This is a genomic window from Variovorax sp. UC122_21 (assembly GCF_044056785.1).
Lineage (GTDB): Bacteria > Pseudomonadota > Gammaproteobacteria > Burkholderiales > Burkholderiaceae_C > Variovorax.
Genome location: NZ_CP172004.1, coordinates 4663132 through 4678882, shown reverse-complemented (window position 1 = coordinate 4678882; position 15751 = coordinate 4663132). Strand labels below are relative to the sequence as shown.

Here is a 15751-nt window from a genome sequence, read left to right as displayed (position 1 = left end):
CAACTGACGACACTGCGGCGGCCGGCGGTCTTCTTCCAGAACCGCATGCGCCGAGCGCACGTCGTCCAGCGCTTCCAGAAAGGTTTGCCGGCATGACCAAACGCCGCGTCGTCGTGACCGGACTCGGTTGCATCGCTCCCGTCGGAAACACGGTGGCCGATTCCTGGGCCAACCTGTTGGCGGGAAATTCGGGCATCGCGAACATCACCGCGTTCGATGCGAGCGCCTTCGCCTGCAAGTTCGCGGGCGAGGTGAAGGGTTTCGACATCGCCCAATACATCTCCGAGAAGGAAGCGCGCCACATGGACCGCTTCATCCATCTCGGGATGGCCGCCGCGATCCAGGCGGTGCAGGACAGCGGGCTCAAGACCGGCGAGGAACTCCCGTACGAGGAAGCGGTCCGCATCGGCTGCAACATCGGTTCGGGCATCGGCGGCCTGCCGATGATCGAGGCCACGCACGGCGAGCTGGTGAACCGCGGCCCGCGCCGCGTGTCGCCGTTCTTCGTGCCGGCGTCGATCATCAACATGATCTCGGGCCACGTGTCGATCAAGTACGGCTTCAAGGGCCCGAACATCGCCGTGGTCACCGCCTGCACCACCGGCCTGCATGCCATCGGCACCTCGGCGCGCATGATCGAGTACGGCGACGCCGACGTGATGATCGCGGGCGGCGCCGAGTCGACGATCTCTCCGCTCGGCATCGGTGGCTTCACCGCGCCGCGCGCGCTCAGCACGCGCAACGACGATCCCGCCACGGCCTCGCGCCCGTGGGACAAGGATCGCGACGGCTTCGTGCTCGGCGAGGGTGCGGGCGTGGTCGTGCTCGAGGAATACGAGCATGCCAAGGCACGCGGTGCCAGATCTACGCCGAAGTCGCGGGCTTCGGCCTGACGGGCGATGCGTACCACATGACGGCACCCGACGTCGACGGCCCGCGCCGCTCGATGGTCATGGCGCTCGCCAATGCGGGCGTCAACCCCGACCAGGTGCAGTACCTCAACGCGCACGGCACCTCGACGCAGCTCGGCGACCTCAACGAGACGAACGCGATCAAGAACGCCTTCGGCGACCATGCGAAGAAGCTGGTCGTCAATTCGACCAAGTCCATGACCGGCCACCTGCTGGGCGGCGCGGGCGGGATCGAATCGGTGTTCACGGTGCTGGCGCTGCATCACCAGAAGAGCCCGCCGACGATCAACATCTTCAACCAGGATCCGGAGTGCGATCTCGACTACTGCGCCAACGAGGCGCGCGATCTGAAGATCGATGTCGCGGTCAAGAACAACTTCGGCTTCGGCGGCACCAACGGCACGCTGGTGTTCAAGCGCGCTTGAGTCTTCATCTCCCATGCACGGCGCACCGTCGGTGACCTACCCGGTGGGGCGCTCGCGTGGCGCGGCCCGCCTGCTGACCGTGGTCTGGGCCCTCGGCGCGCTCTGCGCGGGGGCGTCCTGCTACTTTTTCGATAGTGTCGGCTGGCGCCATGCGCTGCTGCTGCTCAGCGTGCTGTTCGCCGGAGCGGCCGCCGGCATCGGCCTGCGCCGCGACGGTGCCGGCTTTCTTCATTTCGACGGCCGCCTCTGGTCGCTGGCGACCGCGGCCTCCGACGCTTCGGATCCGGCGCGATCGGTGCTGGCCGCGCGTGCTTTCGTCGCGCTCGACCTGCAATCGCTGCTGCTGCTGCGCCTGAGCGAACCGGGTCGGCCGAATCGTTGGCTCTGCGTCGAGCGGCAGGCGATGCCTGAGCGCTGGCGCGATCTGCGCCGTGCGGTATATTCGCGCCCCCCCGCTGCCGAGACCGGCGGCGATGTCTGGCGCGCGACCGCACCCGCCGACGCACCCTGAAATCCCCCTCTCGATGACCACGTCCCCGCCGCCCGTGCCGCCGGATTCCGGCCTGACCGACGCCGCGGCGGCGCCGCGTCCGGGCGAGATCGACTTCCAGCTCGTGCAGCGCACGGTGGCGGGCGACCAGAAGGCCTTCGAACTGCTGGTCATAAAGTACCAGCGCCGCATCGAGCGCCTGATCGGCCGCATGGTGCGCGACGTCGACCTGGTCGAGGACATCGCGCAGGAAACCTTCATCCGCGCCTATCGTGCACTGCACCAATTCCGCGGCGAGGCGCAGTTCTACACCTGGCTCTACCGGATCGCGGTGAACACCGCGAAGAAGGCGCTGGTCGACATGAAGCGCGACCCGACGATCTCGGAAAGCGCCCTGAGGCCGTCTTCCGAGGACGACGATGAAACTTACCGTCCGGGAAACGAACCAACCACCGACGAAACCCCCGAATCCGTCATGGCGGCCAACGAAATCGCGGCCGCGGTCGAGTCCGCCATGGAAGCGCTCCCCGCGGAGTTGCGCCAGGCGGTCACGCTGCGCGAGATCGAGGGCATGAGTTACGAAGAGATTGCCGAAGTCATGGATTGCCCTATCGGCACCGTGCGGTCCCGGATCTTCCGTGCGCGCGAGGCCATTTCGGCCAGGGTCAAACCGCTGCTCGACAACCAGTCGGGCAAGCGTTGGTAAGCAAAATCAGGTGAACGAAATGAATCAGACGATGACGGTTCGAGAACAGGTGTCGGCGCTCGCGGATGGTCATTTGCAGGGCGACGAGTTCGCGCAGGCCATCGACAAGGTCTGCGGCGACGAGGAATACCGCGCGGCGTGGCAGGCCTACCATGTGGTGGGCGACGTGCTGCGCTCGAACTCCAACGTGGCGTGCAGCGACAGCAGCGCTTTCCTGGCCCGCTTCCAGCAGCGGCTGGCGGCCGAGCCGGTGACGATCCGGCCCGTGGCAGCCGTGCCCGAAGCGCAGGTGGTGCCGCTCCAGCGCCGCGCCGACGCGGCGAACGAGCCGGTCTTCCGCTGGAAGCTGGTGGCCGGTGCCGCCTCGCTGGTGGCCGTGGCCGCCATCAGCTGGAGCTGGGTCGGCAGCGGTGTCGTCAACGGCCAGGCCGGTGCCCAACTGGCGCAGCAACAACCCGTGTCGGGCCCGGTGCTCGCATCGGCGGCGCCCACTGGCGCGCAGCAGGCCTCGACGCTCACGCCCACGCGCGTGATCGTGGGCAACGGCAAGCCGCAGGTGATGCTGCGCGACCCGCGCCTGGACCAGTTGCTCGAGGCACACCAGCAGGCGGGCGGCGCCTCGCAGATGCCTTCCGGTTTCCTGCGCAACGCCACCTTCGAAGGACCCACGCGCTGAGCGCGCGACACCGCCGCCTTCCCTGCCAATGACCGTTCAGATGCCGATCTCCGCACGCGCGTTCGTGCTCGTGCTTGCCGCCTTTTGCCTTGCGCAGATCGCGTCCGCGCAGACCCGTTCCAGCGCGGCGAACACCCGGGGCGCGGCATCGGCCCAGACGGCGGGCGAAGCGCCCGTCATGAGCGTGACCGAGTGGCTGCAGCGCATGCATGCGGGGGCGCGGCAGCGCAACTACGTCGGCACCTTCGTGGTGTCCGCGCCCGGCGGCGACCTGTCGAGCGCGCGCATCTGGCATGTGCGCGACGGCGAGCAGCAGATCGAGCGCATCGAGGCGCTGAGCGGCCCGCAGCGCTCGACCTTCCGCCGCAACCAGAGCGTGATGACCTTCCTGCCCGAAGCCAAGGTGGTGAAGGTCGAGAAGCGCGAGAACCTGGACCTCTTTCCCAACCTGCCCGACAAGCAGGATTCGTCGATCGGCGAGTTCTACGACGTGCGCTCCATCGGCAAGGACCGCGTGGCCGGTTTCGACGCCGACGTGGTGCAGCTGACTCCGCACGACGGCCTGCGCTTCGGCTATCGCATCTGGAGCGAGCGCCGCACGGGCCTGGTCGTCAAGCTGCAGACGCTCGACGACCAGTCGCGCGTGGTCGAGCAATCGGCGTTCTCCGAGCTGCAGCTCGACGTGCCCGTGAAGGCGCAGGCGCTGGCGCAGATGATGGCCAACACCGCGGGCTACCGCATCGAGAAGCTGGAGCTCGAACGCACCAGCGCGCAGGACGAGGGCTGGACCCTGAGCGCGCCGGTGGCCGGGTTCAAGCCGCGCAGCTTCTTCCGGCGGCCGGCCGCGGGCGGCGACAAGAATGCCGCGATGCAAGACCGCACCGTGCAATGGATCTTCTCCGATGGTCTCGCCTCGGTGTCCCTCTTCATCGAGCGCTACGACGCCAAGCGCGCGCCGCGCGATGGCGTGCTGACCATCGGCGCGACCAATGCGATCCGCAGGCGCCTGCCCGAACCGGCCAACGACTGGTGGCTGACCGCCGTCGGCGAAGTGCCGCAATCGACGCTCGACGCCTTCGCCCAGAGCCTTGCACGCACGCGCTGATCGGCCTTCGAGGGTGGATGGACGCGAATTGCATGGAACCAAGTCCGTGGTTCGACTCATAGTCAATGTTGTTGCATCTGCTCTTTGATCTTTTGAAAGAAAACCCATGATGTTCAAAGTCGAGGGACACAAGCTCCGTTCCTGCCTCTTCGCATTCGGCCTGGCGTGTTCGGTCGCCGTGGGGTTCCTGCCGGCCGCGCCGGCCGTCGCGCAGACGCGCGGGCTGCCCGACTTCGCCGACCTGGTGGAGCAGGTCGGGCCCGCGGTGGTCGGGATCCGCACCGTGGAGAAGGTGTCGACGCGCGGCAGCGGCGAGATGGACGAGGAGATGCAGGACTTCTTCCGTCGCTTCTTCGGCCAGCCACTGCCCGGCAACCCGCGTCCGGGTCCGCGCCAGAACCGTCCGCAACAGCAGCCCCAGGAAGAAGAGCGCCCGCGCGGCGTGGGCTCGGGCTTCATCCTGACGGCCGACGGCTATGTCATGACCAATGCGCACGTCATCGAGGACGCATCGGAGATCATCGTCACGCTGACCGACAAGCGCGAGTTCAAGGCCAAGCTCGTCGGCGCCGACAAGCGCAGCGACGTCGCGGTCGTGAAGATCGAGGCCACGAGCCTGCCGGTGGTGAAGATCGGCGACATCTCGAAGCTGCGCGTGGGCGAGTGGGTGATGGCCATCGGTTCGCCGTTCGGCCTCGAGAACACCGTGACCGCGGGCATCGTGAGTGCCAAGCAGCGCGACACCGGCGAGCTGGTGCCGCTGATCCAGACCGACGTCGCGATCAACCCGGGCAACTCGGGTGGCCCGCTGATCAACCTGCGCGGCGAGGTGATCGGCATCAACAGCCAGATCTACTCGCGCTCGGGCGGCTACATGGGCATCTCGTTCTCGATCCCGATCGACGAGGCGATCCGCGTCAGCGACCAGCTGCGCACCACCGGGCGCGTGTCGCGCGGCCTGATCGGCGTGTCCATCGGTTCGGTCTCGAAGGACGTGGCCGAATCCATCGGCCTGGGCAAGGCGCGCGGCGCGCTCGTGAGCGCCGTGGTGCCGGGTTCGGCGGCCGAGAAGGCCGGCGTGCGCGAGGGCGACATCATCACCAAGTACGGTGACAAGGTCATCGAGACGCCGAGCGACCTGTCGCGCTCGGTGGCCAGCACCAAGCCGGGCGTGAAGAGCACGTTGACCGTGTTCCGCAACGGCGCTTCGCGCCGAGCTCTCCATCACCGTGGCCGAGGGCGATGCCGAGGCCAAGCCCGCGAAGAAGCCCGCCGATCGCGAAGAGCCGCAGGCGAAGCCGTCGGCGGCGGGCAAGTCGCTCGGCCTCGCGGTCAGCGACCTGACCGAGGCGCAGAAGAAGGAGCTCAAGGTCCGCGGCGTGCGCATCGACGCGGCCAGCGAAGCGGCCGCCAAGGCTGGCCTGCGCGAGGGCGACGTGATCCTGTCGATCGCCAACACCGAGGTGGGCAGCGTCAAGGAATTCGAGGCCGCGGTTTCCAAGGCCGACAAGAGCAAGCCGGTCAGCGTGCTGTTCCGCCGTGGCGAATGGGCGCAGTACGCGCTCATCCGGCCCGCACGCTGATCCCGGCGGTGCCGTCAAGTGGCCCCACCCGTCAGTCGGGTTTGGGGCCATTTTTTTGAGCTGTTTGCGACGCTTCGGTGCGCGGCTCTAAAAAAATCTGCATCGGCTCGGAGCCGGCGATTTGTTGGCGTTCACTAACTTAAAGAAGGGCTAAGGACCGTTTTCGGTAGAATAGCGGCCTCTCGGCGGCGAGTCGGCGCATAAGCGGGACAGTCTCCTCCACCATGCGAGATGTCAGGTGACAGTCCACCGACGCTCCACAGATCGCCCACAAGTTGTTCAGAGAGTGCTCCACCAAGCCTGTTGATAAGTTGTTTATAAGTTGCTTGTTGTTGACCCGCAACGACCCGTTTGGACCCTGTTCCCGGATGTACGCGCTTCCCTTTTTGCCTACAATGAAGTTCCAACTACTGCAGTTGCCATTGCTTGTTGGTTCAGGGCGCGTCTCCAGGAGACGCGCCCTTTTTCTTGCCTGTTGCCCTCTGTGCACGAGCCAATTCAAGTACTTAAGCGTTCCCGTTGATGAATCACATCAGAAATTTTTCGATCATTGCGCACATCGACCATGGCAAGTCGACGCTCGCAGACCGTTTGATCCAGCGCTGCGGCGGCCTCGCGGAACGCGAGATGGAAGCGCAGGTGCTCGACTCGATGGACATCGAGAAAGAGCGTGGGATAACCATCAAGGCACAGACCGCGGCACTGCACTACAAGGCACGCGATGGACAGGTCTACAACCTCAATCTGATCGACACGCCAGGCCACGTCGACTTCTCTTATGAAGTGAGTCGCTCGCTGTCGGCATGCGAAGGCGCGCTGCTCGTCGTCGATGCATCGCAAGGCGTGGAAGCGCAGACGGTGGCCAACTGCTACACCGCGCTCGACCTCGGTGTCGAAGTGGTGCCCGTGCTCAACAAGATGGATCTGCCGAACGCCGATCCCGACAACGCACGCACCGAGATCGAAGACGTGATCGGCATCGACGCGACCGATGCGATTCCCTGTTCGGCGAAGACCGGCCTGGGCATCGACGACATCCTCGAAGCGATCGTGCACAAGATGCCGGCACCGCGCGGCAATCCCGACGCCGCGCTGCGCGCGATGATCGTCGACAGCTGGTTCGATCCGTACGTCGGCGTCGTGATGCTGGTGCGCGTGGTCGACGGCCGGCTCGCGAAGGGCGACCGCATCAAGATGATGGCCTCGGGCGCCAGCTACAACGCCGACAACGTCGGTGTCTTCACGCCCGCCAACGAGCCGCGCGCTTCGCTCGAGGCGGGCGAGGTGGGCTACATCATCGCGGGCATCAAGGAGCTGCAGGCCGCGAAGGTCGGCGACACCGTCACGCTGATCAAGCCGGGCACCGGCGGCGCGGCCGCCACCGCGACCGAGGCGCTGCCGGGCTTCAAGGAAATCCAGCCGCAGGTGTTCGCCGGTCTCTATCCGACCGAGGCCAGCGAGTACGACTCGCTGCGCGACGCGCTCGAGAAGCTCAAGCTCAACGACTCGTCGCTGCGCTACGAGCCCGAGGTGAGCCAGGCGCTGGGCTTCGGCTTCCGCTGCGGCTTCCTCGGCCTGCTGCACATGGAGATCGTGCAGGAGCGCCTCGAGCGCGAGTTCGACCAGGACCTGATCACGACCGCGCCGAGCGTGGTCTACCAGGTGGTGCGCAGCGACGGCGAGGTCATCATGGTCGAGAACCCGTCCAAGATGCCCGACGTCGGCAAGATGAGCGAGATCCGCGAGCCGATCGTGACCGTGCATCTGTACATGCCGCAGGAATACGTCGGCGCCGTCATGACGCTCGCCAACCAGAAGCGCGGCGTGCAGATGAACATGGCCTATCACGGCCGCCAGGTCATGCTGACCTACGAGATGCCGCTCGGCGAGATCGTGCTCGACTTCTTCGACAAGCTGAAGTCGGTCAGCCGCGGCTATGCCTCCATGGACTACGAGTTCAAGGAGTACCGTGCCTCCGACGTGGTCAAGGTCGACATCCTGCTCAACGGCGAGAAGGTCGACGCGCTCTCGATCATCGTGCACCGCACCCAGTCGCAGTACCGCGGCCGCGCGGTGGTGTCGAAGATGCGCGAGATCATCTCGCGCCAGATGTTCGACGTGGCGATCCAGGCCGCCATCGGGGTCAACATCATTGCGCGTGAGACAATCAAGGCGCTGCGCAAGAACGTGCTGGCCAAGTGCTACGGCGGCGACATCACCCGCAAGAAGAAGCTGCTCGAGAAGCAGAAGGCGGGCAAGAAAAGAATGAAGCAGATCGGCTCGGTCGAGGTCCCGCAAGAGGCCTTCCTCGCGATCCTGCAAGTCGAAGACTGATCAACATGGCATTCATCACCTCCCTCATCCTCGCGGCATTCGCCGGCTACATCGGCGCCTGGTACTTCGGAGCGATCGAGGGCAACTTCGCCTTGCTGTTGTTCCTGGCCACGGTGGTCACCGGCCTCTACTGGCTGGCCGAGCGCTTCTACTTCCTGCCGCGACGCGAGCGCGCGGCCGCCGCGCTCGAGAGCTCGCTGGCCGAGCGCAATGCGCGGCTGGCCGGCCAGGGCATCAAGCAGGTCGACACCGCCGACGCCAAGGCCAGCGAGCGGCTGCTGATGCAGCCCTGGTGGCTCGACTGGACCGCCGGGCTGTTCCCCGTGATCCTGGTGGTGTTCCTGCTGCGCTCCTTCCTCTACGAGCCGTTCAAGATTCCCTCGGGCTCGATGATGCCCACGCTGCTCACCGGCGACCTGATCCTGGTCAACAAGTTCACCTACGGCCTGCGGCTGCCGGTGATCAACACCAAGATCACCGACGGCACGCCGCTGGCGCGCGGCGACGTGGTGGTGTTCCGCTACCCGCCCAAGCCGAGCCAGGACTACATCAAGCGCGTGGTCGGCATTCCCGGCGACGAGGTGGCCTACCTGAACAAGAAGCTGACCATCAACGGCCAGCCGGTCTCGAAGGAGGCCGCGCCCGACTACCTCGACGGCGAGTCGATGCGCCTGCTCAAGCAGTTCGACGAGAACCTCGCGGGCAGGCAGCACAAGATCCTCAACGACGACGCCGGCCCGGCCTTCGTGCCCGGCGCCAGCGACTTCCCGTTCCGCGAGAACTGCCGCTATTCGGTCGAAGGCGTCACCTGCAAGGTGCCGGCCGGCAACTACTTCATGATGGGCGACAACCGCGATAATTCGGCCGACTCCCGTTTCTGGGGCTTCGTGCCGGACAAGAACATCGTGGGCAGGGCCTTCTTCGTCTGGATGAACTTCGGCGACCTGGGACGCATCGGTCCATTCCAATAAGTCAGCAAATCGTTCGAGGGGTATGAGGGTATGAGAGCTGTTCGGTCGATCCGGAACAGTGCGGCGCGCCAGCGCGGCATCTCGTTCATCGGGCTGGTGTTCGTGGCCGTCGTGCTGGCCTGCGTGGGCGTCGTCGTCGCCCAGGTCATCCCGACGCTGATCGAGTACCAGGCGATCTACAAGGCCGCCAACAAGGCCAAGGAGGGCAGCACCGTGCCCGAGATCCGCGCCATCTTCGACCGCGCCCAGGCCATCGACGACTTCACGTCGGTCACGGGCAAGGACCTCGACATCAAGAAGGTCAACGACAAGGTCGTGGTGGCCTTCTCGTACGAGCGCGAGATTCCGTTGTTCGGCCCCGCCTACCTCGTGCTCAAGTACAAGGGCGAGACCAACTGAACGCCCAGGGAAGCAAGGTGGATGGCGGCCTCACGGCGCTCCAGTCGCGCCTGAAGTACACGTTCGCCGACCCGCGGCTGCTGCAGCTCGCGCTCACGCACCGCAGTTTCTCCGCCGACCACAACGAGCGCCTCGAGTTCCTCGGCGACTCGGTGCTGAATCTGGCGGTCTCGCACCTGCTCTACACCCGCCTCGCGGCCCTGCCCGAAGGCGACCTGTCGCGCGTGCGCGCCAACCTCGTGAAGCAGGACACGCTGCACCGGCTGGCCGTGGGCCTCGCGCTCTCGCCGCTGCTGCGGCTGGGCGAGGGCGAAGCGCGCTCGGGCGGCCCGAACCGGCCCTCGATCCTGGCCGACGCGCTCGAGGCGCTGATCGGCGCGGTCTATCTCGATGCCGGCTTCGCGGCCGCGCAGGCGCTGGTGCACCGGCTCTACGAAGCGGTCGAGATCAATCCGCGCATGGAGGCGGTGGGCAAGGACCCGAAGACCGAATTGCAGGAATGGCTGCAGGGTCACAAAATGAAGCTGCCCGTCTACCGCGTCGCGGGGACACTGGGGGCAGCGCACAAGCAGACCTTCGACGTCGAGTGCGAAGTGCCCGAGCTGGGCCTTCGCGAACGCGGCATCGGCGGTTCGCGCCGCGCCGGCGAGCAGGCGGCAGCCGCCGCCATGTTGATCCGCCTCAAGGCACGCGGCGGCGCGTGACACACGAAATGAACGACGCTATCAAATCAGCAGCACAACCCCAGGACCCGGCGGGCGAATCCAAAGCATCGGAAGCCACGGGCCCGCAGCACTGCGGTCTGGTGGCCATCGTCGGCAAGCCCAACGTGGGCAAGTCCACGCTGCTCAACGCGCTGGTCGGCCAGAAGATCAGCATCACCTCGCGCAAGGCGCAGACCACGCGGCACCGCATCACCGGCATGCGCACGCTCGGCGCCACGCAGTTCGTGTTCGTCGACACGCCGGGTTTCCAGACCCTGCATGGCAACGCGCTGAACAAGTCGCTCAACAAGACCGTGCAGGGCGCGGTCGGCGACGTCGACCTGATCCTGTTCGTGGTCGAGGCCGGCAGCTTCACGCCGGCCGACGAGCGCGTGCTCAAGCTGCTCGGCAAGGGCATCCCGACGATCCTGCTGGCCAACAAGCTCGACAACGTCGGGCGCCGCGGCGACATCGCGCCCTGGCTGCAGCAGATGCAGGCCAAGCACGAGTTCGCCGAGTTCGTGCCGATGTCGGCCAAGAACGCGAAGGACGTCGAGCGCCTGTTCGGCATCTGCGAGAAGTACCTCCCAGAGCAGCCCTGGTTCTACGACGAGGACGAACTCACCGACCGCAGCGAGAAGTTCCTGGCCGGCGAGCTGGTGCGCGAGAAGCTGTTCCGCCTCACCGGCGACGAGCTGCCCTACACCTCGACCGTCGTCATCGACAAGTTCGAGGAGGAAGCGCCGCAGAAGAAGGGCCACAAGCGCCTGCTGCGCATCGCCGCCACCATCGTGGTGGAGCGCGACAGCCACAAGGCGATGGTGATCGGCGACAAGGGCGAGCGCATCAAGCGCATCGGCATGGAAACCCGCGTCGAGCTCGAGAAGCTGGCCGACGCCAAGGTGTTCCTCGAACTCTGGGTCAAGGTGCGCTCGGGCTGGGCCGACGACGAGGCCCGCGTGCGCTCGTTCGGCTACGAATGAAGTGGCCGCCGCCCACCGCGTTTCGCACGAACCGGCCTATGTGCTCCATCGCTACGACTGGAGCGAGTCGAGCCTGATCCTCGAGGTCTTCACCCGCCACCACGGGCGCATCGCGCTCGTGGCCAAGGGGGCGAAGCGGCCGAGCTCCAACTTCCGCCCGGTGCTGCTGCCGCTGCAGCCCCTGGAGATCAACTACGGCGGCGACGCCGAGATCCGCACCCTGAAGGGCGCCGAGTGGATGGGCGGCCACGTCATGCCCACCGGCGACGCGCTGTTGTCGGGCTACTACCTCAACGAGCTGCTGCTGCGCCTCTTGGCGCGCGACGACGCGCACGAGGCCCTGTTCGATGCCTACGGCGGCGTGGTGCAGGTGCTGGCCGGCGACCACGGCGGTGCCCAGGCCGCCACCCAGGCCGCCGCGCTGCGCGCCTTCGAGTTGCTGCTGCTGCGCGAGGTCGGCCTGCTGCCGCAGCTCGACGTGCAGACCCTCACGCTCGAGGCGCTCGAAGCCGGCACCCGCTACGCCCTGGTCGCCGAGGCCGGCCTGCGCGCCGCGGCCGACGACGAAGCCGCGCTGGCCGGCACCGACTGGCAGCGGCTGCAGGCCGCGCTCGACGACCGCGCGCCGTTCACGGCCACGCTGCGGCTGGTCGCGACCCTGAGCAACGGCAGCAACAGCGCGCTGCGCAACCAGCTGCGCGTGCTGCTCAACTACCATTGCGGCGTGTCCACGCTGCGCACGCGGCAGTTGATGAGAGATATTCAAGCACTATGAGCACTTCCTCTGCCTCGGCCGGCACCACCGCGCTGTCGGTCAATCTCAACAAGGTCGCGCTGGTGCGCAACACGCGCCACCTCGGCATTCCGAGCGTGACGCGGGCCGCCACCCTGTGCCTGCAGGCCGGCGCCCAGGGCATCACCGTGCATCCGCGCCCCGACGCGCGCCACATCCGCACGCACGATGTGCACGACCTGTCGGCGCTGCTGGCGAAAGACTGGCCCGGCATCGAGTTCAACATCGAGGGCAACCCGTTCCAGAACCTGATGGACTTCGTGCGCGAGCTGCGCCCCCACCAGGCCACCTTCGTGCCCGACAGCGAGACCCAGTCGACCAGCGACCATGGCTGGACCTTCCCCGACGACGCGGAGCGCCTGCGCCCGCTGATCGCGGAGGCCAGGGCGCTGGGCGTGCGCGTCAGCCTGTTCATGGACCCGATCCCCGAGATGATGGCCGCGGCCAAGGCCGTCGGTGCCGACCGCGTCGAGCTCTACACCGAATCCTTCGCGGCCTCGCGCGGCACGCCCGACGAGCAGGCCGTGCTCGAGCGCTACGCGGCCACGGCGCGCGCCGCGCTCGCCGCCGGCCTGGGCCTGAATGCCGGCCACGACCTGAGCCGCGACAACCTCACGCCCTTCCTGACGGCGGTGCCCGGCGTGCAGGAGGTCTCGATCGGCCATGCCTTCGTGGCCGACGCGCTCGAGCTCGGCTACGAGGCCGCCACGCGCGACTACCTGCGCTGCATCGCCGAGGCCCATGCCGCCGCATGATCTACGGCATCGGCACCGACATCTGCGACGTCCGCCGCATCGCCGCGACCTTCGAGCGCCAGGGCGAGCGCTTCGCGCGCCGGGTGCTCAGCGACGCCGAATTCGCGGTCTGGAAGGCGCGCAGCGAGCGCTGGCCCAAGCGCGGCCTTAGCTACCTCGCCACCCGCTTCTCGGCCAAGGAGGCGTTCAGCAAGGCCATCGGCATGGGCATGCGCATGCCGATGAGCTGGCGGCTGTGCGAGATCGCCAACCTGCGCAGCGGCAAGCCGGTGATCGTGCTGCACGGCGAGCTCAAGACCTGGTTCGAGGCGCAGAACCTCACGGCCCACGTCACCGTCACCGACGAAACCGAATACGCCGCGAGCTTCGTGGTGGTCGAACGCAAGGATGGGCCCGCGCCATGAGTGCGAAGACCGAGGAACTGCTTCTTTCGCCGCTGGTCGTCGACGTGGCCGGCACGGCGTTGACCGACGACGACCGCCGCCGTCTCGCGCATCCGCGCGTGGGCGGGGTGATCCATTTCGCGCGCAACTGGGAGAGCCGGGCGCAGATGACCGCGCTCAATGCCGAGATCAAGGCGATCCGGCCCGACCTGCTGATCTGCGTCGACCACGAGGGCGGGCGGGTGCAGCGCTTTCGCAGCGACGGCTTCACCCACCTGCCGACGATGCAGTCGCTGGGCGAGCTCTGGATGCGCGACGCCATGCAGGCGACCCAGGTCGCGACCGCGGCGGGCCAGGTGCTGGCCGGCGAACTGCGCGCCTGCGGCGTCGACTTCAGCTTCGCGCCGGTGCTCGACCTCGACCATGGCCGCAGCACCGTGATCGGCACGCGCAGCTTCCACCGCGATCCGCGCGTGGTCGCGCTGCTGGCCAAGAGCCTGATGCACGGCATGCTGCTCGCGGGCATGCGCAACTGCGGCAAGCACTTTCCGGGGCACGGCTGGGTCAATGCCGATTCGCATGTCGAGATCCCGGTCGACAAGCGCGGCCTCAAGGCGATCCTGGCCGACGACGCGCGGCCCTACGACTGGCTCGGCGGCGCGCTGGCGGCGGTCATGCCGGCGCACGTGATCTATCCGAAGGTCGACAGCCGGCCCGCGGGTTTCTCGCCGCGCTGGCTGCGCGAGATCCTGCGCGGCCGCTTCGGCTTCGACGGCGCCATCTTCAGCGACGACCTCAGCATGGAGGCCGGCCGCTACATCGACGGCGAACTGCTGAGCTTCGCCGACGCGGCGCTGGCCGCGCTGGGCGCCGGCTGCGACCTCGCGCTGCTGTGCAACCAGAGCATCGGCGAGGGCCGGCCGCTCGACGAATTCCTCGACGGCTTCGAGGCCGCCGAACGCGCCGGCCGCTGGCAGCCCGGTGCCGAGGCGCGCGCCAGCGAGGCACGGCGCCGCGGCCTGCTGCCGCAGGGCGAGGCCATCGATTGGCAAGCGCTCACGAGCTCGCGCGGGTACCTCGATGCGCGCCGCCTGCTCGACAGCTAGCGCCACATCATCGGCGCCCACAGAGGTCCGCCGCCCGGAGTGACCCATGCCCCGTGCCTCAGCCTGTTCCAGCGCGCGGACGAGGCGGTGCTGCGCAACCACGCGCACTACTGCCGCCTGTTCGGCTATCCGCACCAGTGGGTCGACATCGAGCGCATCGCCCATCCGGCGCTGCGCGCGAGCGCCCGGTACAGCCAGATCCTGCGCCACCTGCGCACGCTGGCCGAGGGTGACTGGCTGCTGTTCCTCGATGGCGATTCGGTGGTGTTCCATCCGGTCGCGGTCGAGGCGCTGATGCAGGGGCGCGACCTGGTCGCGCTCGAGGGGCCGTCGACCGGCGACCGCGCCGGTCCGGCCATGACCAACCTGCTGGTGCTGCGCAACACGCCGGGCAACCGCGCGCTGCTGCACCAGCTGATCGTCGACGCGGGCCACGTGGTGGCGCTCGAATCGCCACGCCTCGACGAGACCGCGCGCCTGGCGCCGGCGGGCCTGCTGCCCTGCAACAGCGTGCTGGCCGAGGCCTACGTCAACGTCTCGTGGCGCGTCTCGCAGTGGCACGAGGCGCGGGTCTTCGTGGTGAACCTCGCCGCGCTGCCGGTGCCGCTGCCCGGTGGCGGCTGGCGCGACGAGATCCTGCACGACCTGAACCTGCAGGCGCTGCTGGTGCGCGAGGTCAACGGCGCCCTGATGCAGGGCCGGCCGGTGCTGCAGCCGCCCGCCTATCCGGCGCTGTCCGACGACGCCTTCACGAGCCTCAACCCGCAGGCGCGCGTCGCCTTCGTCACTCTCTACACCCATCACATCGCCACCTACGCACGGGTGTCGGAGCACAACGTGCGTCGCTATTGCGAGCGCCACGGCCACGCGTACCACGTGTACCGCGCGCTGCCCGAGGCGATCGGGCCCGGCATCAACGGCTCGTGGGTGCGCACCTGGCTGCTGCAACAGCACCTGCAACAGCACGACTGGGTGATCTGGATCGATGCCGACGTGATCTTCCGTAATCAGGCACGCCCCATCGAGCCGCTGCTGGAAGGCCGCGAGCTGCTGCTGGCGAAGGACGTCGGCGCCTGGCAGTTCAATTCGGGCGTCATGGGTTTTCGCAACACGCCGGCCAACCTCGCGCTGCTGCAGCGCATCTGGGCGCGCATCGGCGAGGTGGCCGACAAGTCCCAGGTCTACAGCAGCCTCGGCGACCAGCACTACACCAACGAGGTGCTGAAGGAGGAGGGCCTGCTCGGCGAGCACAGCGTGCTCGACAACCTGAGCCTCAACACGCCGCCGCCGCTGGCCGACGAGGACACGCTGCTGGTCCATTTCGTGAGCCTGTCCGAGCCCTACCGGTCGGTGTACATGGCGGCCATGGACGCCGCCTCGCAGAAGAGCCGCTAGCCGCGGGCCGTGGGCCGTGGGCGATCAAAGCC

Annotated in this window: 15 protein-coding genes and 2 pseudogenes; 16 read left to right on the top strand and 1 reads right to left on the bottom strand. The window is 67.5% G+C overall.

What is annotated here, in order from left to right; translation table 11 throughout:
- The first annotated feature begins 92 nt into the window (after window positions 1-92).
- The 4 genes and pseudogenes from fabF (at window position 93) to ACHMXE_RS34705 (ending at window position 3208) form a co-directional block, all read left to right on the top strand.
- A pseudogene (gene fabF, locus ACHMXE_RS34720) lies at window positions 93-1336 on the top strand (beta-ketoacyl-ACP synthase II).
- Window positions 1337-1367: 31 nt separating this feature from the next.
- The gene (locus ACHMXE_RS34715) at window positions 1368-1847 is read left to right on the top strand and encodes a hypothetical protein (protein WP_395348482.1); all 480 of its coding nucleotides are present in this window, start codon (window positions 1368-1370) and stop codon (window positions 1845-1847) included.
- 13 nt (window positions 1848-1860) lie between these two features.
- Window positions 1861-2532, top strand: coding sequence for an RNA polymerase sigma factor RpoE (gene rpoE / locus ACHMXE_RS34710; RefSeq protein ID WP_093348670.1), 672 nt, complete (start codon window positions 1861-1863; stop codon window positions 2530-2532).
- Between the two features lie 19 nt (window positions 2533-2551).
- A complete protein-coding gene (locus ACHMXE_RS34705) occupies window positions 2552-3208 on the top strand; it encodes a sigma-E factor negative regulatory protein (protein ID WP_395348481.1) in 657 nt (218 codons plus the stop codon).
- Between the two features lie 36 nt (window positions 3209-3244).
- Here ACHMXE_RS34705 and ACHMXE_RS34700 read toward each other — a convergent pair whose 3' ends face one another.
- The gene (locus ACHMXE_RS34700) at window positions 3245-3388 is read right to left on the bottom strand and encodes a hypothetical protein (protein ID WP_395348480.1); all 144 of its coding nucleotides are present in this window, start codon (window positions 3386-3388) and stop codon (window positions 3245-3247) included.
- Between ACHMXE_RS34700 and ACHMXE_RS34695 the strand changes: the two genes are divergently transcribed.
- The 12 genes and pseudogenes from ACHMXE_RS34695 to ACHMXE_RS34640 all read left to right on the top strand — a co-directional run bounded on the left by ACHMXE_RS34695 (window position 3387) and on the right by ACHMXE_RS34640 (window position 15719).
- Window positions 3387-4313 carry a MucB/RseB C-terminal domain-containing protein gene (locus ACHMXE_RS34695; RefSeq protein ID WP_395348479.1) on the top strand — a complete coding sequence of 309 codons (927 nt, stop codon included), beginning with the start codon at window positions 3387-3389 and terminating at the stop codon, window positions 4311-4313. The genes ACHMXE_RS34700 and ACHMXE_RS34695 overlap by 2 nt on opposite strands.
- A gap of 106 nt (window positions 4314-4419) precedes the next feature.
- Window positions 4420-5896, top strand: a pseudogene (locus tag ACHMXE_RS34690) (DegQ family serine endoprotease).
- A gap of 522 nt (window positions 5897-6418) precedes the next feature.
- A complete protein-coding gene (lepA, locus tag ACHMXE_RS34685; RefSeq protein WP_093348681.1) occupies window positions 6419-8230 on the top strand; it encodes a translation elongation factor 4 in 1812 nt (603 codons plus the stop codon).
- Between the two features lie 5 nt (window positions 8231-8235).
- The gene (gene lepB / locus ACHMXE_RS34680; protein ID WP_203204859.1) at window positions 8236-9201 is read left to right on the top strand and encodes a signal peptidase I; all 966 of its coding nucleotides are present in this window, start codon (window positions 8236-8238) and stop codon (window positions 9199-9201) included.
- 30 nt (window positions 9202-9231) lie between these two features.
- Window positions 9232-9600 carry a DUF4845 domain-containing protein gene (locus ACHMXE_RS34675; RefSeq protein WP_057592286.1) on the top strand — a complete coding sequence of 123 codons (369 nt, stop codon included), beginning with the start codon at window positions 9232-9234 and terminating at the stop codon, window positions 9598-9600.
- Window positions 9601-9617: 17 nt separating this feature from the next.
- Complete coding sequence (gene rnc / locus ACHMXE_RS34670) at window positions 9618-10304, top strand: ribonuclease III (protein ID WP_057592285.1); 687 nt, start codon at window positions 9618-9620, stop codon at window positions 10302-10304.
- Between the two features lie 8 nt (window positions 10305-10312).
- Window positions 10313-11287, top strand: coding sequence for a GTPase Era (gene era / locus ACHMXE_RS34665; protein ID WP_395348477.1), 975 nt, complete (start codon window positions 10313-10315; stop codon window positions 11285-11287).
- A 1-nt stretch (window position 11288) separates the two neighbouring features.
- The gene (recO, locus tag ACHMXE_RS34660; protein ID WP_203204863.1) at window positions 11289-12062 is read left to right on the top strand and encodes a DNA repair protein RecO; all 774 of its coding nucleotides are present in this window, start codon (window positions 11289-11291) and stop codon (window positions 12060-12062) included.
- Window positions 12059-12835 carry a pyridoxine 5'-phosphate synthase gene (locus ACHMXE_RS34655; protein WP_395348476.1) on the top strand — a complete coding sequence of 259 codons (777 nt, stop codon included), beginning with the start codon at window positions 12059-12061 and terminating at the stop codon, window positions 12833-12835. The genes recO and ACHMXE_RS34655 overlap by 4 nt, the downstream gene beginning before the upstream one ends.
- Complete coding sequence (gene acpS, locus ACHMXE_RS34650) at window positions 12832-13239, top strand: holo-ACP synthase (RefSeq protein ID WP_057592281.1); 408 nt, start codon at window positions 12832-12834, stop codon at window positions 13237-13239. The genes ACHMXE_RS34655 and acpS overlap by 4 nt, the downstream gene beginning before the upstream one ends.
- Entirely contained in the window at window positions 13236-14324 is a 1089-nt protein-coding gene (gene nagZ / locus ACHMXE_RS34645; protein WP_395348475.1) for a beta-N-acetylhexosaminidase, read from the top strand. The genes acpS and nagZ overlap by 4 nt, the downstream gene beginning before the upstream one ends.
- Before the next feature lie 39 nt (window positions 14325-14363).
- Window positions 14364-15719: a galactosyl transferase GMA12/MNN10 family protein gene (locus tag ACHMXE_RS34640; protein WP_395348474.1), complete on the top strand. Its 1356-nt coding sequence runs from the start codon at window positions 14364-14366 to the stop codon at window positions 15717-15719.
- Window positions 15720-15751: the final 32 nt, after the last annotated feature.

Excerpts from the sequence above, each read along its gene's own strand:
- rpoE (WP_093348670.1), top strand. The coding sequence starts at position 1,861 with ATGACCACGTCCCCGCCGCCCGTGCCGCCGGATTCCGGCCTGACCGAC.
- ACHMXE_RS34705 (WP_395348481.1), top strand. The coding sequence starts at position 2,552 with ATGAATCAGACGATGACGGTTCGAGAACAGGTGTCGGCGCTCGCGGAT.
- ACHMXE_RS34695 (WP_395348479.1), top strand. The coding sequence starts at position 3,387 with ATGAGCGTGACCGAGTGGCTGCAGCGCATGCATGCGGGGGCGCGGCAG.
- ACHMXE_RS34700 (WP_395348480.1), bottom strand. The coding sequence starts at position 3,388 with ATGACGGGCGCTTCGCCCGCCGTCTGGGCCGATGCCGCGCCCCGGGTG.
- lepA (WP_093348681.1), top strand. The coding sequence starts at position 6,419 with ATGAATCACATCAGAAATTTTTCGATCATTGCGCACATCGACCATGGC.
- lepB (WP_203204859.1), top strand. The coding sequence starts at position 8,236 with ATGGCATTCATCACCTCCCTCATCCTCGCGGCATTCGCCGGCTACATC.
- ACHMXE_RS34675 (WP_057592286.1), top strand. The coding sequence starts at position 9,232 with ATGAGAGCTGTTCGGTCGATCCGGAACAGTGCGGCGCGCCAGCGCGGC.
- era (WP_395348477.1), top strand. The coding sequence starts at position 10,313 with ATGAACGACGCTATCAAATCAGCAGCACAACCCCAGGACCCGGCGGGC.
- ACHMXE_RS34655 (WP_395348476.1), top strand. The coding sequence starts at position 12,059 with ATGAGCACTTCCTCTGCCTCGGCCGGCACCACCGCGCTGTCGGTCAAT.
- acpS (WP_057592281.1), top strand. The coding sequence starts at position 12,832 with ATGATCTACGGCATCGGCACCGACATCTGCGACGTCCGCCGCATCGCC.
- nagZ (WP_395348475.1), top strand. The coding sequence starts at position 13,236 with ATGAGTGCGAAGACCGAGGAACTGCTTCTTTCGCCGCTGGTCGTCGAC.